21 protein-coding genes are annotated in these 23,076 nt (G+C 70.3%); 2 read left to right on the top strand and 19 right to left on the bottom strand.

Going from position 1 to position 23,076, the window contains the following annotated elements:
• Positions 1-325 precede the first annotated feature (325 nt).
• From tyrS to ACFXI3_RS38095, 12 genes are all read right to left on the bottom strand, one after another.
• Positions 326-1,600 (bottom strand): tyrosine--tRNA ligase, encoded by a 1,275-nt coding sequence (gene tyrS / locus ACFXI3_RS38150; RefSeq protein ID WP_378406261.1) that lies wholly within the window; start codon positions 1,598-1,600, stop codon positions 326-328.
• A gap of 32 nt (positions 1,601-1,632) precedes the next feature.
• Positions 1,633-2,268 (bottom strand): DNA-3-methyladenine glycosylase, encoded by a 636-nt coding sequence (locus ACFXI3_RS38145; RefSeq protein ID WP_378406259.1) that lies wholly within the window; start codon positions 2,266-2,268, stop codon positions 1,633-1,635.
• 44 nt (positions 2,269-2,312) lie between these two features.
• Complete coding sequence (gene argH / locus ACFXI3_RS38140; protein WP_378406257.1) at positions 2,313-3,728, bottom strand: argininosuccinate lyase; 1,416 nt, start codon at positions 3,726-3,728, stop codon at positions 2,313-2,315.
• A gap of 24 nt (positions 3,729-3,752) precedes the next feature.
• Positions 3,753-4,742: an argininosuccinate synthase domain-containing protein gene (locus tag ACFXI3_RS38135; RefSeq protein WP_378406255.1), complete on the bottom strand. Its 990-nt coding sequence runs from the start codon at positions 4,740-4,742 to the stop codon at positions 3,753-3,755.
• Positions 4,739-5,239 carry an arginine repressor gene (locus ACFXI3_RS38130; RefSeq protein WP_344286579.1) on the bottom strand — a complete coding sequence of 167 codons (501 nt, stop codon included), beginning with the start codon at positions 5,237-5,239 and terminating at the stop codon, positions 4,739-4,741. The genes ACFXI3_RS38135 and ACFXI3_RS38130 overlap by 4 nt, the downstream gene beginning before the upstream one ends.
• Positions 5,236-6,162 (bottom strand): ornithine carbamoyltransferase, encoded by a 927-nt coding sequence (gene argF / locus ACFXI3_RS38125; RefSeq protein ID WP_378406253.1) that lies wholly within the window; start codon positions 6,160-6,162, stop codon positions 5,236-5,238. Before argF ends, ACFXI3_RS38130 begins: the two co-directional genes overlap by 4 nt.
• On the bottom strand, positions 6,162-7,367 hold the full coding sequence (locus ACFXI3_RS38120) for an acetylornithine transaminase (protein WP_378406251.1): 1,206 nt from the start codon (positions 7,365-7,367) through the stop codon (positions 6,162-6,164). Before ACFXI3_RS38120 ends, argF begins: the two co-directional genes overlap by 1 nt.
• A complete protein-coding gene (gene argB / locus ACFXI3_RS38115; protein WP_378406249.1) occupies positions 7,364-8,299 on the bottom strand; it encodes an acetylglutamate kinase in 936 nt (311 codons plus the stop codon). Before argB ends, ACFXI3_RS38120 begins: the two co-directional genes overlap by 4 nt.
• Complete coding sequence (gene argJ, locus ACFXI3_RS38110) at positions 8,296-9,456, bottom strand: bifunctional glutamate N-acetyltransferase/amino-acid acetyltransferase ArgJ (protein WP_378406247.1); 1,161 nt, start codon at positions 9,454-9,456, stop codon at positions 8,296-8,298. The genes argB and argJ overlap by 4 nt, the downstream gene beginning before the upstream one ends.
• On the bottom strand, positions 9,453-10,481 hold the full coding sequence (gene argC / locus ACFXI3_RS38105) for an N-acetyl-gamma-glutamyl-phosphate reductase (protein ID WP_378406245.1): 1,029 nt from the start codon (positions 10,479-10,481) through the stop codon (positions 9,453-9,455). Before argC ends, argJ begins: the two co-directional genes overlap by 4 nt.
• Before the next feature lie 730 nt (positions 10,482-11,211).
• Positions 11,212-11,688: a helix-turn-helix domain containing protein gene (locus ACFXI3_RS38100; RefSeq protein WP_378406243.1), complete on the bottom strand. Its 477-nt coding sequence runs from the start codon at positions 11,686-11,688 to the stop codon at positions 11,212-11,214.
• A gap of 194 nt (positions 11,689-11,882) precedes the next feature.
• Positions 11,883-13,484 (bottom strand): alpha/beta hydrolase, encoded by a 1,602-nt coding sequence (locus tag ACFXI3_RS38095; protein ID WP_378406241.1) that lies wholly within the window; start codon positions 13,482-13,484, stop codon positions 11,883-11,885.
• A gap of 130 nt (positions 13,485-13,614) precedes the next feature.
• Here ACFXI3_RS38095 and ACFXI3_RS38090 point away from each other — a divergent pair, with 130 nt between their 5' ends.
• Positions 13,615-14,304: a DNA alkylation repair protein gene (locus ACFXI3_RS38090; protein ID WP_378406239.1), complete on the top strand. Its 690-nt coding sequence runs from the start codon at positions 13,615-13,617 to the stop codon at positions 14,302-14,304.
• Positions 14,305-14,412: 108 nt separating this feature from the next.
• Here the strand turns inward: ACFXI3_RS38090 and pheT are convergent, their stop codons facing one another.
• The 7 genes from pheT to infC form a co-directional block, all read right to left on the bottom strand.
• Complete coding sequence (pheT, locus tag ACFXI3_RS38085) at positions 14,413-16,983, bottom strand: phenylalanine--tRNA ligase subunit beta (RefSeq protein WP_378406237.1); 2,571 nt, start codon at positions 16,981-16,983, stop codon at positions 14,413-14,415.
• On the bottom strand, positions 16,983-18,038 hold the full coding sequence (pheS, locus tag ACFXI3_RS38080; RefSeq protein ID WP_009079609.1) for a phenylalanine--tRNA ligase subunit alpha: 1,056 nt from the start codon (positions 18,036-18,038) through the stop codon (positions 16,983-16,985). The genes pheT and pheS overlap by 1 nt, the downstream gene beginning before the upstream one ends.
• Before the next feature lie 1,178 nt (positions 18,039-19,216).
• Positions 19,217-19,840: an AAA family ATPase gene (locus ACFXI3_RS38075; RefSeq protein ID WP_378406235.1), complete on the bottom strand. Its 624-nt coding sequence runs from the start codon at positions 19,838-19,840 to the stop codon at positions 19,217-19,219.
• A 2-nt stretch (positions 19,841-19,842) separates the two neighbouring features.
• The gene (locus ACFXI3_RS38070; RefSeq protein ID WP_378406265.1) at positions 19,843-20,643 is read right to left on the bottom strand and encodes a TrmH family RNA methyltransferase; all 801 of its coding nucleotides are present in this window, start codon (positions 20,641-20,643) and stop codon (positions 19,843-19,845) included.
• Entirely contained in the window at positions 20,640-21,017 is a 378-nt protein-coding gene (gene rplT, locus ACFXI3_RS38065; protein WP_020660351.1) for a 50S ribosomal protein L20, read from the bottom strand. The genes ACFXI3_RS38070 and rplT overlap by 4 nt, the downstream gene beginning before the upstream one ends.
• Before the next feature lie 64 nt (positions 21,018-21,081).
• Complete coding sequence (gene rpmI / locus ACFXI3_RS38060) at positions 21,082-21,276, bottom strand: 50S ribosomal protein L35 (RefSeq protein ID WP_344286555.1); 195 nt, start codon at positions 21,274-21,276, stop codon at positions 21,082-21,084.
• A gap of 77 nt (positions 21,277-21,353) precedes the next feature.
• On the bottom strand, positions 21,354-21,917 hold the full coding sequence (gene infC / locus ACFXI3_RS38055; RefSeq protein ID WP_200864208.1) for a translation initiation factor IF-3: 564 nt from the start codon (positions 21,915-21,917) through the stop codon (positions 21,354-21,356).
• Positions 21,918-22,199: 282 nt separating this feature from the next.
• Here infC and ACFXI3_RS38050 point away from each other — a divergent pair, with 282 nt between their 5' ends.
• Positions 22,200-22,559 carry a DUF1844 domain-containing protein gene (locus tag ACFXI3_RS38050; protein ID WP_037818165.1) on the top strand — a complete coding sequence of 120 codons (360 nt, stop codon included), beginning with the start codon at positions 22,200-22,202 and terminating at the stop codon, positions 22,557-22,559.
• Positions 22,560-23,076 lie beyond the last annotated feature (517 nt).

Here is a 23,076-nt window from a genome sequence, read left to right as displayed (position 1 = left end):
CTCAAAGGAAACCCCGACGAGGGGGTTTCATATAAGCTCTACTGGCTTAGTTCACTAGCACACTGTTGAGTTCTCAAGCAACACACCCCGAACCAAACCCGAACCCCCGTGAGGGCGAGCCTGACCGAAGCGGTCATTCCTAGCAGTTTTTGGTGGGACACCCACTCAATCACCCTAGAGGCGAGAGCTTGGTTCGTGTCCCGGCGGCCACCCGGTTTCCCTGGCGACTTGGAGAACTTTACACGCCCTCCAGGGGCCCGAAACAGGGGGGTACCTTAACCGCGTTCCCGCAGGTCAGACCCCCTGTTTCGGGCCGGGACGGAGATCAGCCCCCGACGCGGACGCCGGCGACGTTGCGCTTGCCCTTGCGGACCACGAGCCAGCGGCCGTGGAGCGCGTCGGAAGCCGAGGGCTTCCACTCCTCGTCGGCGACCTTCGCGTTGTTCACGTACGCGCCGCCCTCCTTCACGGTCCGCCGCGCCGCGCCCTTGCTGTCCACCAGTCCCCCGGCGATCAGCAGGTCGACGATCGTCGCGTCGCCCGCGGGCTCGACCTTGCCGTTCGGGACCTCGGCCATCGCCGCGTCGAGCGTCGGCGCGTCCAGTTCGGTCAGCTCGCCGCGGCCGAACAGCGCCTGGCTCGCCGCGATGACCTGGCGCGTCTGGTGCTCGCCGTGCACCAGGTTCGTGAACTCCTCGGCCAGCTTCTTCTGCGCGGCACGCAGGTGCGGACGCTCCTCGGTGTCCTTGGCCAGCGCCTCGATCTCCTCCTGGTCGAGGAAGGTGAACAGGCGCAGGTAGCGGAGCACGTCAGCGTCGCCGACGTTCACGAAGTACTGGTACCAGGCATACGGCGAGGTCAGCTCCGGATCGAGCCACACGTTGCCGCCGCCGGTGGACTTGCCGAACTTGCGTCCCTCGGCGTCGGTGACCAGCGGCGCGGTCAGCGCGTGCGCGGTGCCGCCTTCGACGCGGCGGATCAGGTCCACACCGCCGACGAGGTTGCCCCACTGGTCCGAGCCGCCGACCTGCAGCTTGCAGCCGTGCTTGCGGTACAGCTCCAGGTAGTCCTGGGACTGCAGCAGCAGGTAGCTGAACTCGGTGTAGGACATGCCGTCGCCCTCGAGCCGGCGCTTGACCGTCTCCCGGTTCAGCATCACGTTCACCGAAAAGTGCTTGCCGACGTCCCGCAGGAATTCCAGCGTGTTCTGCTTCGAGGTCCAGTCGAGGTTGTTCTCCACGACCGCGCCGGTCGGCGAATCGTCGAAGTCCACGAACCGCTCCAGCTGCCCGCGGATCCGCCCGGCCCAGTCCGCGACGACGTCCAGGGTGTTCAGCGTGCGCTCCCCGTTGTCGCGGGGGTCGCCGATCATCCCGGTGGCGCCGCCGGCCAGCACGATCGGCTGGTGCCCGGCGCGCTGGAACCGCTTGAGCATCAGCAGCGGGACGAGGTTGCCGGCGTGCAGGCTGGGCGCGGTCGGATCGAAGCCGCAATAGAGCGTGAGCGGGCCGCGGTCGAGTTCTCGGCGCAGGGCGTCGATGTCGGTGGATTGCGCGATCAGGCCGCGCCAGGACAACTCGTCAAGGATGTGCTCACTCACACCTGTAGATGATCCCCCACCAGGTCAAACGACTATCCCGCGGGTCGCACCTGGCGGCGTTTCCCGCCGCGGCGGTAGGTCGAGACCGCTGGTGAGCCGTCGACCCAGAACCGCCACGGCGTCTCCATCGCCATCGCGACGCCGACGCGCGGGCCGGTGCGCACGTTCTCCGCGGGCACGCGCTCGCCGACGAGCAGCCGCACCGGCGATTCGGGGTCGGTGAGGTCGACGCCGTTCTGTTCCTTGGCGAGGCCCAGCACGGACGTCAGGATCGCCGGGCCCTTGGCGAGTTCGCCGTTGCCGCGCGCGTTCGGCCGCCGCTTCCGCACGATGTCCGCGCCCTCGACGACCTCGCCCGCGCGAAGCAGCACCGCGCCCGGCTGTCCGTCCTCGGTGCCGACGACGTTCGCGCAGAAGTGCATGCCGTAGACGAAGTACACGTAGAGGTGACCGGCCGGGCCCCACATCACTGCGTTGCGCGGGGTTTTCCCGCGGTAGCAATGCGAAGCGGGATCGTCGAGCCCGCGATAGGCCTCGACCTCGACGAGCCGCACCCCGACCCGGCCTTCGGGCGCGTCGGCCTCGAGGACGGCACCGAGCAGCAGCCGAGCCAGGTCGACCGGGTCCAGTGCCAGTTCTTCGCGCCGGAACAACCGGTCCACACGCACTCCCCTCGTCAGGCTGCCAGCCTAACCAGCAGCCTGACGACAGATCACTTCAGCCACTGCCGATGCGCAGCCACCCGCTCGACCAGGCGCTCCCGTTGCTCGGCAACGCGATCCGGCGCGGTGCCGCCGCGCGCGTCCCGCGAACGCACCGAGCCTTCGACGGTGAGGACTTCGCGCACCGCCGGGGTGAGCGCCGGGTTGATGGCCTGGAACTCCTTGTCGGTCAGCTCGTCGAGGCCGGCCCCGCGCGCCTCCGCGACCCGCACGCTCTCCCCCGCCGCCTCGTGCGCGACGCGGAACGGCACGCCCTGGCGCACCAGCCATTCGGCGATGTCGGTGGCCAGCGTGAACCCGGCGGGAGCCAGTTCGGCGAGCCGGTCGGTGTGGAAGGTGAGCGTGCCGAGCATTCCCGCGATCGCCGGGAAGAGCAGTTCCAGCTGTTCGACGGAGTCGAAGACCGGTTCCTTGTCCTCCTGCAGGTCGCGGTTGTACGCGAGCGGCTGCGCCTTGAGCGTGGCGAGCAGGCCGGTGAGGTTGCCGATCAGCCGTCCCGCCTTGCCGCGGGTCAGCTCCGCGACGTCCGGGTTCTTCTTCTGCGGCATGATCGAGCTGCCGGTGGCCCACGCGTCGTCCAGCGTGACGTAGCCGAATTCGGCGGTGTTCCAGATGATCACTTCTTCGGCGATCCGCGACAGGTTCACCGAAAGCATCGCGACGGCGAACGCGAACTCGGCTACGAAATCGCGCGAGGCGGTGCCGTCGATCGAGTTCTCCACGCTGGTGTCGAAGCCCAGCTCGGCGGCCACCGCTTCCGGATCGAGGCCGAGAGACGAACCGGCGAGCGCGCCCGAGCCGTACGGCGATTCCGCGGTGCGCGCGTCCCAGTCGCGCAGGCGGGAGACGTCGCGCAGCAACGACTGGCCGTGGGCCATCAGGTGATGCGCGAGGAGAACCGGCTGCGCGTGCTGCAGGTGGGTGCGGCCGGGCAGGATCGCGTCCGGGTGCCGGGACGCCTGCGACACCAGTGCGTCGATCACGTCGAGCGTGCCTGCGACCACCCGGCGCGCGGCGTCGCGCAGCCACATCCGGAACAGCGTCGCGACCTGGTCGTTGCGGGAACGGCCTGCCCGCAGCTTGCCGCCTAGCTCAGTGCCAGCGCGTTCGAGCAGACCGCGTTCGAGAGCGGTGTGCACGTCCTCGTCGGCGATCGTCGGGGTGAACGCGCCGGACTCGACGTCCTGCGCCAGCGTGTCGAGCGCGTCCAGCATCCCGGCCAGTTCCGCTTCGGTGAGCAGACCCGCCTTGCTCAGCACGCGGGCGTGCGCGCGCGACCCGGCGATGTCGTAGGGCGCGAGGCGCCAGTCGAAGTGGGTCGAGGCGCTCAGCGCCGCCATCGCCTCGGCCGGCCCGCTGGCGAACCGGCCGCCCCACAGCTGCACCGGCTGGTCTTTCCCGCTCACGTTCTGCCTCTCTCGTCCGGCGTCTCAGGACGCCTGGGTGCTCGGATGCTGGGTGCTCCCCAGCGGAGTCTGCCCGGTGCCCGGACGGTACCGCCGTCCGACCGGGCGAAGCCGCCTCCCGGGGAGGTCGGCGACGGTCGCGCTGCCCGCGTGCAGCACCAGCCGCACCTCGCCGGACACGCGCTCCTGCGCCCGCCGGACGAACGCGTCGAGCGGCTCGCGCAGCGGCGAGAACCACAACCCGTCGTGCACCAGCTCGGCCCATCGGCGGTCGATCCCGCGTTTGAACCTCGCCAGATCGCGGTCCAGGGTGACTGATTCCAGCTCCTGATGCGCGGCGATCAGCACCGCCGCGCCTGGCGCGTCGTAGCTGTCCGCCAGGTCGAATCGGCCGATTCCATGCGCTCCGGCCCGGTGGCCGAGCCGCTGCACGGCCTCGGCCACGCTGACCGTCTCGCCGTCGACCGCGACCGGTACGCCCTGGTCGAAGGTGACTACGACCTCGTCCGGTGCGCCGAGGTTCGCCGTCGCGTCCTCGGTGCTGCGGTAGGAAGTCGCGGCCCGGCCCCACAGAGTCCGGCTCGTCGACAGTTCCTGCCTGCCTCGGACGCCGAGTTCGACGATCTCCAGGTCTGGCGCGAGTGTCGCGATCATGCTGGACAACGTGTCGCCGCCACCGTGTGCGACGGCCGGCGCATTCCGGTCCCGCGCGGTCGCCACGAGCTTGCTCGCCAGCAGCGGCCGGGCCAGGACCAGCGGATGCCGGTCGACGATCAGCGCGTTCGCTTGCAGCGCAAGCAAACAGTAGCCGTTCGCGAATTCCTCGCGGACGTCCGCGACCACGACTTCGACGGCTCCGTCGGCCATCGCCTGCCGCCGAAGCGCGCATAGATCTACATCGCCCGCACCGAAATCCACGGCGACAGCGACCACTTCGCTTTGTCCCGCAAGGAGATTCAGCGCGGCTGAGGAGCCGTGCCCGCCCGGATAGGCGAGCACGACCCGCCGGGTCACGGCTCATCCCCTTCCGCCGAACCCTGCGCGAGCGCGGTGAAGCGTTCAGCAAGGTCTCGCCCGGTAAGCGGTTCGCGCGCGATCACCGCGACCGTGTCGTCGCCTGCGATGGACCCGACGACCTCCTCCAGGGCGGCCCGGTCTATCGCACTCGCGAGGAACTGCGCCGCGCCCGGAGGCGTGCGCAGCACCGCGAGGTTGCCGGAGAAATCCGCTGACACCAGCAGTTCCGCGAGCAACCGGGACAGCCGCGAGGTGCCGCCCTGCACGCCGCGGACGGGACTGCCGTCCTCGGGGATGACGTAGACCGGCGCGCCCGAGTCGGCGCCGCGCAGCTTGACGGCGCCGAGTTCGTCGAGGTCGCGCGACAGGGTCGCCTGCGTGACGTCGATTCCCTCGGCGGCGAGAAGCCGCGCCAGCTCCGTCTGGCTGCGGATGGCCATCGTGGACACCAGTTCGGTGATCCGCGCCTGGCGCCCGACCCGGCTGCTGGTCATCGGCCGTTCTGCCCGAACAGCCAGACCATCAGGGCTTTCTGCGCGTGCAGCCGGTTCTCCGCCTCGTCCCAGACCGCGCTGGCCGGGCCGTCGAGCACGTCGTCGGTGATCTCCCAGCCGCGGTGCGCGGGCAGGCAGTGCAGCACGATCGCCTCGTCGGCGGCGCGCTTCAGCAGCTCGGCGTTGATCTGCAGGGCGCGGAACGGGCCGACCCGGTCGAGGCCGTCGTTCTCCTGTCCCATCGACGTCCAGGTGTCGGTGACCAGCACGTCCGAACCGTCGACGGCTTCGCGCGCGTCGGTGTACACGGTGGCGCTGCCGCCGGTTTCGGCTCCGTGCTGCTTGGCGTCCAGCATCACCTGCTGGTCGGGCTGGAACCCCTCCGGCGACACGACGCGCACGTTCATCCCGGCTGTGGTTCCGCCGAGCAGCAGCGAATGCGCCATGTTGTTGGCGCCGTCGCCGAGGTAGGTGAGCGTGAGCCCGGCGAGCTTGCCCTTGCGCTCGCGGATGGTCATCAGGTCCGTGAGCACCTGGCACGGGTGGAACTCGTCGGTGAGCGCGTTGACGATCGGGATCGACGCGACCGACGCCATCGAGTCGATGCGCTTCTGCGCGAAGGTGCGCCACACGACGGCGTCGACGTAGCGGGACAGCACACGCGAGGTGTCCTCGATGGTCTCCTCGCGGCCGAGCTGCATCGAACGGCCGTCGACGATCACCGGATGCCCGCCGAGCTGGCTGATGCCGACCTCGAACGAGAACCGGGTGCGGGTGGAGTTCTTCTCGAAGATCGCGGCCACCGTCTTGCCGGCGAGCGCCTTGGTGCCGAGCGGGTCGGCCTTCAGCTGATCGGCCAGGTCGAGCAGAGCGGTCTGCTCCGCGGGGGTGACGTCATCGTCGCGCAGGAAGTGGCGGGGCATCAGTCGGATTCCTTCGTGGTGGTGGAGTCGAGCGCGCCCGGGAGGGCGGAGAGGAAGCCGTGCGCCTGCTGCTCGTCGAGCACGAGCGGCGGGGCGAGCCGGACGGTGTCCGGGGCGACCGGGTTGACGAGGTAGCCCGCGTCCTGCGCGGCCTTCGCGACGGCGGCGGACACCGGTTCCCGCAGGCCGATGCCGAGCAGCAGCCCCGCGCCGCGGACGCCGGAGACCAGCGGGTGGCCGAGCGCCTCGACACCGGCGGCGATGTCCTTGCCCAGCGCCGAAACGTGGTCGAGCAGGTCGTCCCGGACGATCGTGCGAAGCACGGCCAGCCCGGCCGCGCAGCACACCGGGTTGCCGCCGAAGGTCGTGCCGTGCTGGCCCGGCTTCAGCAGGTCTCCCGCCGCGCCGACGCCGATCACCGCGCCGAGCGGAAGCCCGCCGCCGAGGCCCTTCGCGAGCGTGATCACGTCCGGCACGATCCCGGCCTGCTGGAAGCCGAACCAGGTGCCGAGCCGTCCGATCCCGGTCTGCACCTCGTCGAGCACGAGCAGCGCCCCGGCGGCCTTGGTGATCTCGCGCGCGGCCTGCAGGTAGCCGTCCGGAGCGGGAATCACTCCAGCTTCGCCGAGCACCGGCTCCAAGAAGACAGCCGCGGTCTCGCCGTCGACAGCGGCCCGCAATGCTTCGACGTCGCCGTACGGAACGTGCGTGACGCCCGGGACCAGCGGCTCGAAAGCCTCGCGCTTCGACGGCTGCCCGGTGAGCGACAGCGCGCCCATGGTGCGGCCGTGGAACGCACCCTCGGCCGCGACGACCTTGCTGCGGCCGGTGAGCCGGGTGATCTTCAGCGCGGCCTCGTTGGCCTCCGCGCCGGAGTTGACGAACAGGACTTTGCCTTGCCCGTTCAGGCCCGCGACGTCGAGAAGAGTTTCGGCGAGCTCGACCGCGACCGGGTTCACGTACAGGTTCGACGTGTGCCCCAGCTTCGAGATCTGCTCGGTGACCGCGCGCACCACCTCGGGATGGGCGTGGCCGAGCGCGTTCACCGCGATGCCGCCGACCAGGTCGACGTACTCGGAGCCGTCCGCGTCCCACACTCGTGCGCCTTCGCCGCGCACCAGGGTCAGGCCGGGGGTGCCGTAGTTGTCCATGACCGCCGACTGCCAGTGCTGCTGACCGTCCGCATTGGACTTGAGGGTAGTCACGCGTTCTCCGTTCCGGATGCCGCTGCCTCGGGCAGCACCATGGTCCCGACGCCGCGCGAGGTGAAAACCTCGAGCAGCACCGAATGAGCGAGCCTGCCGTCGATGACGTGGGCGCCGCGCACGCCGCCGCGCACCGCGCGCACACACGCCTCCATCTTCGGGATCATGCCGCTGGCGAGGCCGGGCAGCATGCGTTCGAGACGGTCGACGGCGATCCGGTCGATCAGCGACGACCGGTCCGGCCAGTTGGCGTAAAGGCCTTCGACGTCGGTGAGCACGACGAGCTTCTCCGCGCCGAGCGCCGCGGCGAGCGCGCCCGCGGCGGTGTCGGCGTTGACGTTGTGCACCACGCCGTCGATGTCGGGGGCCACCGTGGAGACGACCGGGATGCGCCCGGCGTTCACGATGTCGAGCACCGCGTCCGGATTCACCTCGGCGACCTCGCCGACGAGGCCGATGTCCACCTGCTCACCGTCCACAGTGGCCTGTTTGCGCTCGGCGGTGAACAGCCGCGCGTCCTCGCCGGAGATGCCGACCGCGTACGGCCCGTGCGCGTTGATCAGGCCGACCAGCTCGCGGCTGACCTGCCCGACCAGCACCATGCGCACGATGTCCATGGTCTCCGGCGTGGTGACGCGCAGCCCGCCCTTGAACTCCCCCGGCACGCCGAGCCGGGACAGCATCGCGCTGATCTGCGGGCCGCCGCCGTGCACGACGACCGGGTGCAGACCGGCCAGCCGCAGGAACACCATGTCCTCGGCGAAGGCGGCCTTCAGCTGGTCGTCGATCATCGCGTTGCCGCCGTACTTGACCACGACGGTCGCGCCGTGGAACCGCTGCAGCCACGGCAGCGCTTCGATCAGCACGCCGGCTTTCTCGGCCGCGCTGGCGAGCCGTTCGTCGGCGGAGACGAGCCTTCCGGTATCGGTCATGACGAGTACGCGCTGTTCTCTTCGACGTACGCGTGCGAAAGGTCCGTGGTGTAAATCGTGGCCTCGTCCGAACCGACGCCGAGATCCACAACCACGTCGATGGCGCGCCCGGACAGGTCAGCCGCCGACCTGTCCTCGGCCGTCGTGCCGCCCGCGAACAAGGTGACGCCGTTGATCGCGATCGACACCGTCTCCGGGTCGATCCGCGCGGGCGCGCGGCCGAGCGCCATCGCGATCCGGCCCCAGTTGGGATCGGACCCGAACAACGCGGTCTTGACCAGGTTGTCCTCGGCGATGGTCCGGGCCACGACAATCGCGTCGGCCTCGGACGCGGCGCCCTTCACCGTGACGTCGACATCCTTGGTGGCGCCTTCGGAATCGGCCCGAAGCTGCAGCACGAGGTCATGGCTGACCTTGGTGAGCAGCTCGGTCAACTCGGCCTCAGTCGGCTCGACGCCACTGGCCCCCGAGGCGAGCACGAGCACCGTGTCGTTGGTCGATGTGCCGCCGTCGACGTCCAGCCGATCGAACGTGATGTGCGTGGCGGCGCGCAAGGCACGGTCGAGAGTTTCCTTGTCCGCCACGGCATCCGTGGTCAGCACGGACAGCATGGTCGCCAGGTTCGGCGCGAGCATCCCCGCGCCCTTGGCGAACCCGCCGACGCTCCACCCGGATTCGTGCTGGGCGAACGCCTGCTTCGGCTTGGAGTCAGTGGTCATGACGCCCGTCGCCGCATTCAGGGCCGCCTCCGGGCTGGTGTCCAGCGCCTTGACCGCACTGTCCACACCGGACAGAACCGCCGCCATCGGCAGCCGCTCGCCGATCAGCCCGGTGGAGCACACTGCGACCTCGATCGCCCCGGTGCCCAGCACTTCGGCGACCTTCTCGGCCGTGGCGTGAGTGTCCTGAAACCCGCCCGGCCCGGTCGCCGCGTTCGCCCCGCCGGAGTTCAAAACGACGGCCTTCAGCTTCTGCTGCTTCAGCACTTCCTGCGACCACAGCACCGGCGCGGCCTTGATCACGTTGCGGGTGAACACCCCCGCCGCGACGTCGAGCGGGCCGTCATTGACGACCAGCGTGAAGTCGAGCGCGCCGGAGGCTTTGATCCCGGCTGCCACGCCGGCGGCGCGGAAACCCTTCGGTCCGGTGACGGTCACGGTGCCACTCCCACAGTGGAAAGTCCGGTGGCCTCGGGGAAACCGAGCGCCAGGTTCATCGATTGGACGGCACCGCCAGCGGTGCCCTTGGTGAGGTTGTCGATCGAGGTGACGACGACCAGCCTGCCCGCGTCGGCGTCGATCCCGAGCTGGAGCTGGACGTTGTTCGAGCCGACCGTCGCCGCGGTCGTCGGCCAGGTCCCTTCGGGCAGGAGCTGGACGAACGGCTCTGCGCCATAAGCCTTCTCGTACACCGCGCGCACGGCGGCCTCGTCGACGTCTTGGCGGAGTTGAGCACTCGCCGTCGTGAGAATGCCGCGCGGCATCGGTGCGAGCACCGGCGTGAACGACACACTCACCGGCTTGCCAGCCGCACCGGAGAGGTTCTGCACGAACTCCGGCGTATGCCGATGCGCCCCAGCGACGCCGTACGCGCTCGCGTTGCCCATCACCTCGGACCCGAGCAAATTCGGCCGGAGACTCTTGCCCGCACCCGACGTCCCCGTCACCGACACCACCGTGACCGCGGGCTCGACCAGCCCCGCCGCCAACGCGGGCGCCAACGCCAGCGACCCGCCGGTCGGGAAGCAGCCGGGAACCGCGATCCGCTTGGTGCCCACGAGCTTCTCGCGCGCCCCAGGCAACTCGGGCATCCCGTACGGCCACTGCCCCGCGTGCTCACCGGAGTACCACCGTCGCCAATCGGCTGCGTCCGCAAGCCGGTGATCGGCCCCAAGGTCGACCACGAGCACGTCCGGCCCGAGCTGCGCCGCGATCTCGGCCGAATGTCCGTGCGGCAGAGCCAGGAACACGACGTCGTGGCCCGCGAGCGTCTCCGCGTTCGTCTCGAGCAGCACCCGCCCGGCAAGCGGCACAAGGTGCGGCTGGTGCGTGCCCAGCGTCGTCCCCGCGCTGCTCGCCGCCGTGAGAGCGCCGATCTCGACCTCGGGATGGGTCAGGAGCAGGCGCAGCAGTTCGCCGCCCGCGTACCCGCTGGCCCCGGCTACCGCGATCTTCACCGTCATACGAATGATTATGCACGAGCGTGCAAGCTCAAACAAAGAGGGTTTCCTCACCCCGGCCGGCTCAGCCTCAGGACTTCTCTCAAATTCCTCCAGTCATCGTCAGTCCGCCTGGGATCACGCAGTCCCCAGATCGCCCGGTTCCTCGAGTCGACCAGCCCCACGTCGCCCGGCCGCCCGAGTCGTCCAGCACCCGGTCACCGGCGTCCAGCCCACAGGTCACCAGCCACCCAGCCTCGCCGGACCATCCGGCGACGCGGGAGCGTTCGGCGGTACAAGGACGATCAGCGACGCAGGGCCCTTCGGTACCGCCGGGCCGTGTTCCTGAACGGGGTCATGCTGCAGGGCGGGTCGTGCAGCACCGCGGGGTCGTGCCTCAGAGCGGGTCGTGCCGCAGAGCGGATTCGTCCCGCAGAGCGGATTCGCTCAGCGATGCCGGGTCGTCCAGCCAGCCGAACCTCCCGCTGCCGACCATCCGGCCAGCGCGCAGGCCATCCGCTCGAGACCGGCTCTTTCGGATACAACTCATCCATCCGAACCGGCTTTCCCGCACACCACCTGCCCGGCCACCCGCGCCAGGCGGCCGCCCAGCGAACCGGAGCCGCACCGGTCGTTCGGCACCCAACCTGTCCGTCCGCCCCCAATCCGCCCGTCCGCCGCCCCATCCGCCAATCCGGCGCGCGGGCAACGCCACGCCGGGCCCGCCTCGGGACGCGAACCCGGCGGGCATGCGTCAGTCCGCTCCCTCCTCCGCTTCGCGGAGACTCGGCGGCGTCGGCAGATGATTCCCCGGATGCTCCGGATCGCAGCCCACCCGTGGCAAGCGCGCCCGGATCCCTCCCGGCGTCCGCGCGAAATGCCGGGCCAGCTCGGTCACCGAATCGCCCGCGAGCCAGCGGGCTTCCAAATCCGCGTCCATCTCGTCGGTCCACGGTCTGCCCTGCTGCGCCGGGCGGCTGGGCGATCTTCGCCGCGAACCGCCGCCCGCGAAGGTGCGCAGGCTCGTGTCGAGCAGCTCCGCGACGGTCGCCACGGACGCGATGTCGAGTTCGAGTCTGCCCTCGACAACGGGTTCGCCGTCCGGCCGTTCTCCGCCGACCGTGACCGTGACTCGCTCCGGCTCGCCGTCCTCGGTGCGAGTGACGACGGCGACCTGGTACTGGATATCTCCTGACCGGACCTCGGTCCGATGCTCCTGAATGATCGTCATGGCGGCGAAGGTATCGGCGACCCCCGACAATTTTCGATCACTTAACGCGATCGGGTGACTGCGGACCGAAATTGTCAGACCCCCGCCGTAGCGTCCCCGGCGACCACGAAAACGACCGAGGGGGATCGGTGGACCAGCGGAAAAGAACAGTGCCCCGGCCTGGCGGACCAGACCGGGGCACCGGGAAGAACAGCTCAGAAACGCAGCAACCCGGAAAGCAGGCTCTGCTTCTCCTCCGCCGCGGCCTTCGTCAGGGCATCGGCCTTCTGCTGCGCGCCGGTGGCGACCGGAGACGGAACCGGCTGCGGCACCGCGGCGCACTGGACATCCGAACGGTCATCACGGACGCGCTTCGGCAACGCCCCGGTGGCGAGGTAGTCGGCGACCCGGTCGTCCACGCACGAGACTCCGGAGAGCGATCCGGCGTGCGTAGTCCCGCCGGGCGCGCTGATGAGGCTCGAGCGCGGGTAGCGCTTGCGCACCTCGAGGCTGCCCGAGTACGGCGTGGCGGCGTCGAGTTCCTCGCTGATCAGCAGGGCCCCGCTCGCCTTCGACCCGTCGATGTCCACCGGCTTGCCCGCCTTCGCGGGCCAGTTCAGGCAGGTCGCGTTGTACCAGGTGTTGCTCCAGGTCTCGAACGGCGCGCGGTTCTGGGTCGCCCAGGCGTCGCGGCGCCAGCGGTCCCAGTCCTGCGGCCACTGCGTGTCGGTGCACTGCACCGCGCTGTACACCGCGTATCCGTTGTCGTCGCCGGGTGCGTTCGACTTCTCGTACAACGCCTTCAGCGCCTGCCAGTCGCCGCGGTGCACCCAGCCGTCGAACGCCTTGGCCATATCTTCCCAGCCGAACACGTAGTAACCGGCCTGCAGGAAGACGTCGAGCCACTCGTCGCCGCCGATCACGCCGCCCGCCGGGTTCCGGTCGAGCTTCCGCTGCTGCGCGTACCAGAGCCGCTCGACCTCGGAACCGGTCTTGCCGAGGTGATAGACGTTGTCGTACCTCGCGAGCCAGCCGAAGTAGATCTTGATGTTGCGGTCGAAGGCGACGTCCTGGTCGAGGTTGGCGTCGTACCAGACCTTGCGCGGGTCGACGTTCCCGTCGAGCACCATCCGGCGCATGCGGTCCGGGTGCAGCGTGCTGTACACCTGCCCGAGATAGGTGCCGTACGAGAAGCCGTAGTAGTTGATCTGCTTCTCGCCCAGCGCCTTGCGGAGGCTTTCCATGTCCTGCGCGACATCGGTGGTCTTGATGTGCTGGAGCAGCGGGCCGTTCTTCGCGCAGGCCTCGGCGTAGCCCTTCGCGCGGGCACGCCAGGTGCTCTCCAGCTGCGGCGTGCTCGGCACGTAAGCCGGCCGGGCGGGCGCGAAGTAGTTCCCGTCGCACGTGAGCGCCGGTTTGCTGGAGCCGACGCCGCGAGGGTCGAAGCCGATCCAGTCGTAGCTGTCGCCGGCGTGTTTGGGCACGTTCCGGCCGAGCACCGAAAGGCCGAGCCCGGAACCTCCCGGGCCGCCCGGGTTCACCAGCATCACGCCCTGGTACTTCGCGGTCTTGTGCTTCACCCGCGAGACGGCGATCTGCACCGTCTCGCCGGACGGCTGGGCGTAATCCATGGGTGCCACCAGGAATCCGCATTCGGCGCCCGCCTTCGCGAGCCCTGGTGCGGAACACGGTCCCCACTTGATCGGCGGCGGCGCGTAGCCCGGCCCTTCGGGCTGCACCGCGGTGGCGGCGGGTGCGACAGCCAGCGTTCCGGCCGCGACAGCGGCGGCGGCCAGTGCGGTGACGATTTTCCTCACAGTGGTCCTTTGCGTACGACGGCAACCCGGGCTCGTCGAAGCTACCGGCTGCGCGGCAGAATCTCGTTTCCCGACACGAGCCGCGCTGTCCCCCGATCGTCGGGATCCGATCCGACGGAGGTGGCCCTCGATGCGAGCGGGCGAAGCGTTGATCACGGCGGTGCGAACCGGGCTCGCCGAACTGGCCGACCCGGTCAAGGCACCGGAAATGCAGGCGTACATGAAGTCCGCGATGCCGTTTCGCGGAGTGCCGAAGCCGCCGCGCGGCAAGCTCATGAAGGCGCTTCTCGCCGAGCATGTTCTGCCCGATCGGGTGACATTCGCCGAGACCGTGCTCGCGCTGTGGCGGGAAGCGGAGTACCGCGAGGAGCGGTACGCGGCGATCGATCTTTCCGGGCACCGCGCCTATCGGCAGTGGCAGGACCCGGAACTGCTGGGAATGTACGAGGAGCTGATCGTCACCGGGGCGTGGTGGGACTACGTCGACGAGGTCGCGATCCGCCGGGTCGGGCCGATCCTGCGCGAGCACCGGGCGACGGTCACGCCGGTTCTACGCCGCTGGATGACAGACGCTGATCGCTGGCGCCGGCGAACGGCGGTGATCTGTCAGGTCAGCGCGAAGGACGAGGTGGACCAAGGCCTGCTCGCCGACGCGATCGAGGCGAACCTCGGCGACCGGGATTTCTTTCTGCGCAAGGGAATCGGCTGGGCGCTGCGGGATCATGCCCGCGCCGAACCGGAGTGGGTCCGCGCGTTTGTCCGGGCGCATCCGGGGCTGTCCCCGCTGTCCACAAGGGAGGCGATGAAGCACCTCGGCTGAAGTGAACCGCTAGCAGGAAAAGAAAAGGAGGGATGCCATGACACCAGCGCTCCCCCGCCCCGGCTGACCGGCTGGGTGGCCGGAGCGCGGGGCGGGGACAGCGTCGGGTCAGGCGCGGAGCGTCGCTCCGAAGCGCTCGCCGGCAGCGGCGACCGCGGCGTCGCGGGACTTGGTGGCCTCGTCGACGGTGAGGGTGCGGTCCGCGGCGCGGAAGCGGAGCTTATACGCCAAGGAACGCTTGCCGTCGCCCAGCTGCTCGCCGGTGTAGACGTCGAAGAGGGTGATCTCCTCGAGCAGTTCGCCCGCTCCCTCGCGGAGCACGTCGGCGAGGTCGGCGGACGGGACGTCCGTGCCGACGACCAGGGCGACGTCCAGCAGCACCGGCGGGTAGGCCGAGATGCTGGGCGCCGGACGGGAGTCGGGCAGCGGGATCGCGTCCAGGTCGAGTTCCATCGCGACCGTGCGCGGCGGCAGGCCGAGGGTCTCGACGACCTTCGGGTGCAGTTCGCCCGCGTGGCCGACCGGCCAGTCGCCCACCCGCAGCTGGGCGCAGCGGCCCGGGTGCCACGGCAGGAGATCCGCGGCCTGCACGGTGAGCTGCACGCCGGCGGCCTCCGCCACGAGGCGTGCGGCCTGCACGGCGTCGGCCCAGCCTGCCTGGTCGCCCTTGCCCCACCAGCCCGCGCGCGGGCGCTGGCCGCTGAGGACGACGGCGACGTGCACCGGCTGCGCGGGCACGGCGGCCTCCAGCACGGCGAGGTCTTCGTCGCTCGGGCGGTGCTCGACGCCGAGGTCCGGGACCTTGAGCTGGTTCGGCTTCGGCAGCACGACCTGGCCGACGTGGAACAGCGACACGTCCTTCAGGCCGCGGGAAACGTTGCGCTGCAACGTCTCCAGCAGGCCCGGCAGGAGGGTGGTCGCCATCCGGTCGTGGTCGGCTTCGAGCGGGTTCTGCACGCGAACCGTGGTGCGGCGGATGTCGTCCTCGGGCAGGCCGAAGGCGTCCCACACCGCGTCGCCGATGAACGGGAACGGGCGCACCTCGACGTAGCCCGCCTCGGCGAGCGCGCCGGACACCGCGCGGCGGCGGCGCTGCGCGTCGGTGAGACCGCGGCCCGCGGGCGCGGCCGGCAGGACCGACGGGATGCTGTCGTAGCCCTCGAGCCGCAGGACCTCCTCGACGAGGTCGGCCGGCTGCACGAGGTCGCCGCGCCAGCTCGGCGGGGTCGCGGTGACGAGGCCGACGCCCTGGTCGCTCGTGCTGAGCTGGACCTTGCAGCCGATCTGGCCCAGCCGCCGCACGGTGACGCCGCGTTCGTAGCGCACGCCGGCGATCTGGTCGGGCAGGTTGATCGGCATGGTCACCGGGGCGTGCGGGGCGACGCCGCCGACGTCGGTGCGGCCCGGGCGGATCGCGCCGTCGCCGTACTGGCGCAGCAGCCGCGCGGCGAGTTCCACCGCGGCCGCGCACAGCGCCGGGTCGGTGTAGCGCTCGAAGCGCTTCGCCGCCTCGGAGAACAGCTTGTGCCGTCGTGCGGTGCGGCTGATCGACGCCGGGTTCCAGTGCGCCGCCTCGAGAAGCACGTCGGTGCTCTCCGGCGTGATCTCCGTGCTGGCGCCGCCCATCGTGCCGGCCAGGGAGATGACGCCGCTGTCGTCGGCGATCACGATGTCGTCCGCGTCGAGGGTGCGCTCGACGTCGTCGAGCGTGGTGAGCTTCTCCCCCGCCTTCGCACGGCGCACCACCAGGTCGCCCTGGATGGAGCCGGTCGCGAACGCGTGCAGCGGGTGGCCCAGCTCGAGCATCACGTAGTTGGTGACGTCGACCGCGAGCGAGATGGACCGGATGCCGGCCAGCATCAGACGGCGGCGGATCCGCCACGGCGTCGGCGCGGTCGCGTCGAGACCGGTGACGCGGCGCAGCACGAACCGCGGGCAGCCCTCGGGGTCCTCGACCCGGACCGGCCAGGCCTCGCCCTCGGCTTCCGGGAAGTTGTCGAGCATCGCCGGGTCGCCGAAGGGCACGTCGAGCGCGTTCGACAGTTCGCGCGCCAGGCCGCGGATCGACAGCGCGTAGCCGCGGTCCGGGGTCGGCGTGACCTCGATGACGGTGTCGTCGAGACCGAGCAGGTCCTTCGCGTCGTCGCCCGGGCTCGCCGTGCCCGGCGGGAGCACGAGGATGCCGCTGTGGTCGTCGCCGAGGCCGAGTTCGGCCGCGGAGCAGATCATGCCGTCGCTGACCTTGCCGTAGGTCTTGCGCGCGGCGATCTCGAAATCGCCCGGCAGAACGACGCCCGGCAGCGCGACCACGACGAGGTCGCCCTCGGCGAAGTTGCTCGCGCCGCAGATGATGCCGCGCGTCTTGATGCCGTGCGGGCCCTCGTTCTCGAGCGGGCCGTCGTCCTCGTCTTCGTCCTCTTCGGACAGTTCCGCGTCGTCGGGCTCGGGGTCGGGTTCCTCGCCGACCTCGACGCGGCAGAACCGCACCGGCTTCTTGAAGCCGGTCAGCTCCTCGATCTCCGCGACGCGGCCGACCACGAGCGGGCCGGTCACCGGGCCGAGCTCGCTCAGCTCGTCGACCTCGATCCCGATCCGCACGAAGGCGTCGGCCAGGTCCTGCGGCGTGACGTCCGCATCCACTTCGAGATGCTCGGTCAGCCAGCTCACCGGGACTCGCACTACGCCTCCGTTCCGAAGGGAAGGGTGAACCGGACGTCGCCTTCGACCATGTCGCGCATGTCCGGGATGCCGTTGCGGAACTGCAGGGTCCGCTCGATGCCCATGCCGAACGCGAAGCCGGAGTAGACCTCGGGGTCGACGCCGCACGCGCGCAGGACGTTCGGGTTGACCATGCCGCAGCCGCCCCATTCGACCCAGCCGGGGCCGCCCTTCTTCTCCTCGAACCAGACGTCGACCTCCGCCGACGGCTCGGTGAACGGGAAGAAGTGCGGGCGCAGCCGCGTCTTCGAGCTCTCGCCGAACATCGCGCGGGCGAACGCGTCGAGCGTGCCCTTGAGGTGTGCCATGGTGAGGCCCTTGTCGACGGCGAGGCCCTCGACCTGGGTGAACACCGGCGTGTGCGTGGAGTCGAGCTCGTCGGTGCGGTAGGTGCGGCCCGGGCACACGACGTAGACCGGCAGGTCGCGGTGCAGCAGGCTGCGGGCCTGCACCGGCGAGGTGTGCGTGCGCAGCACCAGGCCGGAGCCTTCCTCGCCGACGTAGAACGTGTCCTGCAGCTGCCGCGCCGGGTGGTCCTTGCCGAAGTTCAGCGCGTCGAAGTTGAACCACTCGGCCTCGAGCTCGGGCCCCTCGGCGACCTCGTAGCCCATGGCGACGAAGACGTCGGCGATGCGCTCGGACAGCGTGCTGATCGGGTGCCGGGCTCCGCGCGGGACCTGGTCCCACGGCAGCGTGACGTCGACGGCCTCCTCGCGCAGCACACGCTCGTCGCGCTCGGCCTGCAACGCGGCGCGGCGCGCGTCGAACGCGGACTGCACCGCCTGCCGGGCCTCATTGACGCGCTTGCCCGCGTCGGCCTTCTCCTGCTTCGGCAGCGCGGCGATCTCCCGGCGCGCCAGCAGCACCGGAGACTGGTCCCCAAGATGGGCCGGTTTGACGGCGGCGAGCGCGTCCAGGTCGGCCGCGCCGGCGAAGGCGTCCTCGGCCGCCTTGATCGCCGCGCGCAGGGTCTCCGGTGCGAGCACGTCGACCGGCTGTTCTGTGGCTCCGGACATGACTCCTCGGCGTCCACTGGGACTGGTGTTGTCGGCGGCACGCGGGCATGCCGCCGCACGTGCACATCGGGCAGCTCAGTCTAGGGGATCGGGCTCCAGGCCCGGCCGCTCACCCTCCGCTTCCGGAGCCGCTGCGCCGGATCCGCCCCGTGATCACGACCGACCGTCGCCGAGGACCCGAACGGACGTCAGCGGATCAGGTGAGCACCGCCCCTCGACCGGCTTGCCGCGACGCCCGCCCGGGGCGACGGCGAGACGGGTGCGAGAGGACGGAGCTGCCGTGCTTGGCGGGCGAAGTCTTGAGGTGTCCGGGAGCGACGACTGCGGGATCTGCGCTCGGGTCCGATGGTGACAGCGGTGAAGATCGCCGACGACCCGATCGAGCGCGTGCGCGCGATGTGCGCGACAGGATTCGGGCCAGGGTGCGCCGGAGGGCGGCAAGCCGGCAGGAAGCGGAAGTGACCGGCGACGCACTTGGCATCCGGACAACTCGGCGAGCGCAACCCGGCAGCAGCAAACCGGCGGGCACAGTTCGACCGGAGCCAGCGGTTTGCAACAAGCGCAGCCCGGCAAGCGGCTGGAACGCAGCAGGAACAACCCGGCAAACGGCCGAGACGCGGCACGCACCACCCGGCAAACGCCCGGGACGCGGCAGGCACAACACGACGAACGGCCGGAACGCGGCACGCACGACCCCGCAGGTGACCAACGATGCGGCAGGCACCACCCGGCAAACGCCCGGGACATGGCAGGCACAACACGGCAAACGGCCGGAACGTGACAGGAACGACCCGGCAGGTGACCGACGATGCGGCACGCGCCACCCGGCAAACGGCCGGGACATGGCAAGCACGACCCGGCAGGTGACCAACGATGCGGCAGGCACAGCTCAGCAGCCAGCGAGCAGCGCGACGGCACGATTCGGCGGCCAACAGGGCCGCGACAAGCGCAAACCGGCAGCGCAGAGACTAGCGGCGCAGACTAGTGGCCGCTTGTTGCCCGCGAGGTGAGGGAAGTTGCCATGTCCGCCGGGCTGATATCCGTGTCGTGACGGGCGTCGAGCGGCCTCCGCCCCGGTCAAAGTTACCGCCCCGGTCAAAGTTCTGGTGGCATAAGGAGTCGATCGTGCGCCAAGCAAGCCGGAGCCTGCGGCGAGGTCCGGCGGAGGCCGCCGGGCGTCAGAGGTGGAACGCGGTCGTCACCTGGCGAAGAAGGTCCTCCTCCGAAGTCGCGGAGTCGACCTCGATCGCCCGCAGTCCGAGCCGCGAAGTCTGCTCTCGGAGGCGGCTCGTGAACATCCGGTCCCGTTCGGCGAGATTGCGGGCGGCGCGGGCCGGATCGCTGGTGCGCCATGCGAAATCCTCCCCCGGCGTGCTCCGGCCTTCGATCGCCGCGTGGCGGAACTCCGGCGTCGGCAGGAGCCAGACGGCTTGGTCCACGGCCTTCAGCAGCGGCTTTACCAGGTGCGGCAGCAGCCGGAAGCCGTCGGCGACAACAGGAGGTTCCGAAGGCAGGTCGAGGAGATCTTCGGCAATCAGCTCGAAACCCTCGCCACGGAACCAGTGGAACGTCTCCAGCATGACGTCGGGAGAACGGCGCACCCAGCGTTCGTCCATGTCCATGGCCAGGAAGGCGTGCAGCAGCGGAGCCGAAGCAGGAGTCGTGCGGGCGGTGTGGGCGCGCATGGTGTCGTCGGTCGCGTAATGGTGCCAGCCGTAGCGGGCGGCTAGGCGGCGGGCGATCGTCGATTTGCCCGCGCCGGGGGCGCCGCCGATCCAGTAGACGTGCCGGAGATCCGCCACCGTCAGCGGTGGGCGGCCATCGCTGCGGTGTAGACGCAGACTGCGGCGGCGGTCGCCAGGTTGAGGCTTTCCGCCTTGCCGTACAACGGGATTCGGACTGCTTCGTCTACAGCGGACAAGACGTCCTCGGGCAGGCCGTGCGCTTCGTTGCCGAAGATCCAGGCCACTGGGTCTCCGAAGTGGACAGTCTCCAGCGACGTCGAGGCGTAGCCGTGCGCGGCCAGTGTTCGGAGGCCGGCCGAGCGCAGGGCTGTCAGGACCGACGGGATGTCGCGGGCGCGGGCCAGCGGGACGTGGAACGTGGAACCGGCGGCGGCGCGGACGCTTTTGCCGTTGTGCGGGTCGACGGTGTCGCCGGCCAGGACTACCGCGTCGGCACCGGCGGCGTCGGCGACCCGGATGACAGTGCCCGCGTTGCCGGGTTCGGCGACGTCGACCAGGACGACCACCAGCCGGGCCGAGGCCAGGACTGTCTCCAGTGGACGGTCGACCAGCGAGCAGACGGCGATGATTCCTTGCGGCGTCACGGTTTCCGACAGGCTCGCGGCCGCGCGGTCGGTGATCGGCGACACGCGGGGGGCGGCCTCCACCAGAGCTGGGTGGGCGGCGGCGGCGCGTTCGGTGACGAAGAGTTCGTGCACCGTCCCATGGGAAAGCGCCGAGGTGACGGCGTTGACCCCTTCGGCCAGGAAGCGACCGGTTTTCTCGCGTTCCGCGCGCCGGGTCAGTTTGCGCGCGGCAACGACCCGGGGGGTCCGTTCGGTGAACGGATCCGCCCCGGGCCGGAAAACGCTGCTGGTCAGGCCGACTTCGCTTCGCCGGTCGTGACGTTCGCCTTGGCGACCTCGGCGAGCGCGGCGAAAGCAGCCGCGTCGTTGACCGCGAGGTCCGCGAGGATCTTGCGGTCCACCTCGACACCGGCGGCCTTCAGGCCCTGGATGAACCGGTTGTAGGTGACGCCGTTGGCGCGAGCGGCCGCGTTGATGCGGGTGATCCACAGCTGGCGGAAGTCACCCTTGCGCGCGCGGCGGTCGCGGTAGGCGTAGTTGAGCGAGTGGAGCGTCTGCTCCTTGGCCTTGCGGTACAGCCGCGAACGCTGGCCGCGGTAACCGCTGGCCAGTTCGAGAGTCGCGCGACGCTTCTTCTGGGCGTTGACCGCCCGCTTGACGCGTGCCACTGGTCCATCCTGTCGAATTCGGGGGGTGCGAGGACCCCGGGGTGGTCGGGAAAGGGTGCGGGCCTCAGCGGCCGAGCAGGCGCTTCACGCGGCCGACGTCGCTCTGGGCGACCTCGGTCGTGCCCTCGAGACGGCGGGTGAGGCGGTTGGACTTCTTCTCCATCAGGTGGCGGCGGCCGGCCTTCTGGCGGCGCAGCTTGCCCGAACCGGTCACGCGGACGCGCTTCGACGTGCCCTTGTGCGTCTTCATCTTCGGCATGCTTGTTGTCCTCTTCCGTGCGGCGGCACACCGGATGACCCGGTGTGCCGCTGACTGTGCTGGTCGGCGCTGGGGCGCTACGCCTCGGGAGCCGATTCGGCCGATTCGGCTTTCGCCGCCTTCGGCTTCACGTTCTTGTGCGGGGCCAGCACCATGATCATGTTGCGTCCGTCCTGCTTCGGCGACGATTCCACGAAGCCGAGCTCGGTGACGTCGTCGGCGAGCTTCTGCAGGAGCCGGAAACCGAGCTCCGGCCGGGACTGCTCGCGACCGCGGAACATGATCGTGACCTTGACCTTGTTGCCCGCCGCCAGGAACCGCGACACGTGACCCTTCTTGGTCTCGTAGTCGTGCTGGTCGATCTTCGGCCGCAGCTTCTGTTCCTTGATGACGGTCAGATGCTGGTTGCGTCGCGAGTCGCGGGCTTTCTGCGCGCTCTCGTACTTGAACTTGCCGAAGTCCATGAGCTTGGCCACGGGCGGGCGGGCCTGCGGGGCCACCTCGACGAGGTCGAGGTCCGCCTCCTGGGCAAGCCGCAGCGCATCCTCGATCCGGACGATGCCGACCTGCTCGCCGTTGGGGCCGACGAGCCGGACTTCCGGCACCCGGATGCGGTCGTTGATGCGTGTCTCGGAGCTGATGGGGCCTCCTTGGTCCGAGTGATGTTTTCTCGTTTCGACCTGGTGCCCTCATGACTCAGGCCCCGTCGCCGGCTGCTGCCGGTGCACGGGGCCCGCTCTGTCTCCGATCGCGCCCGGCCGGAGGGCCGAACGCTTCGCCTCGGCGGTACGCTGCCTGAACGGCATGCACCACTTCGGCGAGACCGGACCCGGACACCTGAGTCGGTGACGCGGGTGGGAGCGGGGCTCCACTTGCCGCCCCCGATCGCTCGGGAGCTGGTCGCACGTGGAAGGGTACCAGACGTGCCTGAACAACCTTCGCCACCGCCCCCGTATTCCCCCGACGACCGCGGGCTCGAGGAGATCCCGAGCGTCGAGGTGATCAGCCGCGCCGCGGTGATGCTGCTGTCCGCGGGAGCCGAACGCCTCGGCCTCGCCGACGCCGACCCGGAGAACTCGCCGCACCGCGACCTCGACGAGGCGCGCCGCCTCATCACCGCGCTCGCCGGGCTCGTGACCGCCTCCGCCGAGTACCTCGGCCTGCACGCCGGGCCCCTTCGCGACGGACTGCAGTCGCTGCAGAAGGCGTTTCGCGAGGCCTCGGTCGTGCCGGACCCGCCGGGCCAGGGGCCGGGCGAGAAGTACACCGGGCCGGTTTACTGAGCCCCGGGCTCTCCCGAGAGACATCCGAAGACCCGCCTCGCGGCATCGCCGGGCGGGTCTTCGCCGTTTCCGGCCGAGGGCCGAGGAGCAACGAGGCCCCGGCGCGCAGGATCGGTGCAGGCGGAACCGCGGCACGCGATCGGCGGGACGCTGATCGACGCTCAGCGGGCCGACGCGCTGAGCCCTGCGGCGCCGGGTGCCGGAGTTCGACCCGGCGATCCACGAAGTCCGATCCACGAAGCCCCGGTCTCGCAGCCTCGGTCTCGCAGCTCGCCATGGAAGCCCCGGCCCGGCAGCTCGCCATGACCGCCGCCGCGCTCCGGTGCCCGCACCACTCCGGGCGACCACGGACGAGCCACGCGGCACCCGGGCCGTGCAGCCGACGGCCCGCCGCAAACCCACGGCAACTCGCGGCACCGCAGGCAACTCGCGGCACCGCAGGCAACTCGCGGCACCGCAGGCAACTCGCGGCACCGCAGGCAACTCGCGGCACCGCAGGCAACTCGCGGCACCGCAG

It is taken from the genome of Amycolatopsis sp. NPDC059235 (assembly GCF_042754125.1).
Classification (GTDB): Bacteria; Actinomycetota; Actinomycetes; order Mycobacteriales; family Pseudonocardiaceae; genus Amycolatopsis; species Amycolatopsis albidoflava.
This window is presented reverse-complemented; position numbering and strand designations above follow the sequence as displayed.

Excerpts from the sequence above, each read along its gene's own strand:
- ACFXI3_RS38130 (WP_344286579.1), bottom strand. The coding sequence starts at position 5,239 with ATGACCAGCAGCCGGGTCGGGCGCCAGGCGCGGATCACCGAACTGGTG.
- argC (WP_378406245.1), bottom strand. The coding sequence starts at position 10,481 with ATGACGGTGAAGATCGCGGTAGCCGGGGCCAGCGGGTACGCGGGCGGC.
- rpmI (WP_344286555.1), bottom strand. The coding sequence starts at position 21,276 with ATGCCGAAGATGAAGACGCACAAGGGCACGTCGAAGCGCGTCCGCGTG.
- ACFXI3_RS38100 (WP_378406243.1), bottom strand. The coding sequence starts at position 11,688 with ATGACGATCATTCAGGAGCATCGGACCGAGGTCCGGTCAGGAGATATC.
- pheS (WP_009079609.1), bottom strand. The coding sequence starts at position 18,038 with ATGTCCGGAGCCACAGAACAGCCGGTCGACGTGCTCGCACCGGAGACC.
- argB (WP_378406249.1), bottom strand. The coding sequence starts at position 8,299 with ATGACCGATACCGGAAGGCTCGTCTCCGCCGACGAACGGCTCGCCAGC.
- ACFXI3_RS38090 (WP_378406239.1), top strand. The coding sequence starts at position 13,615 with ATGCGAGCGGGCGAAGCGTTGATCACGGCGGTGCGAACCGGGCTCGCC.
- argF (WP_378406253.1), bottom strand. The coding sequence starts at position 6,162 with ATGCCCCGCCACTTCCTGCGCGACGATGACGTCACCCCCGCGGAGCAG.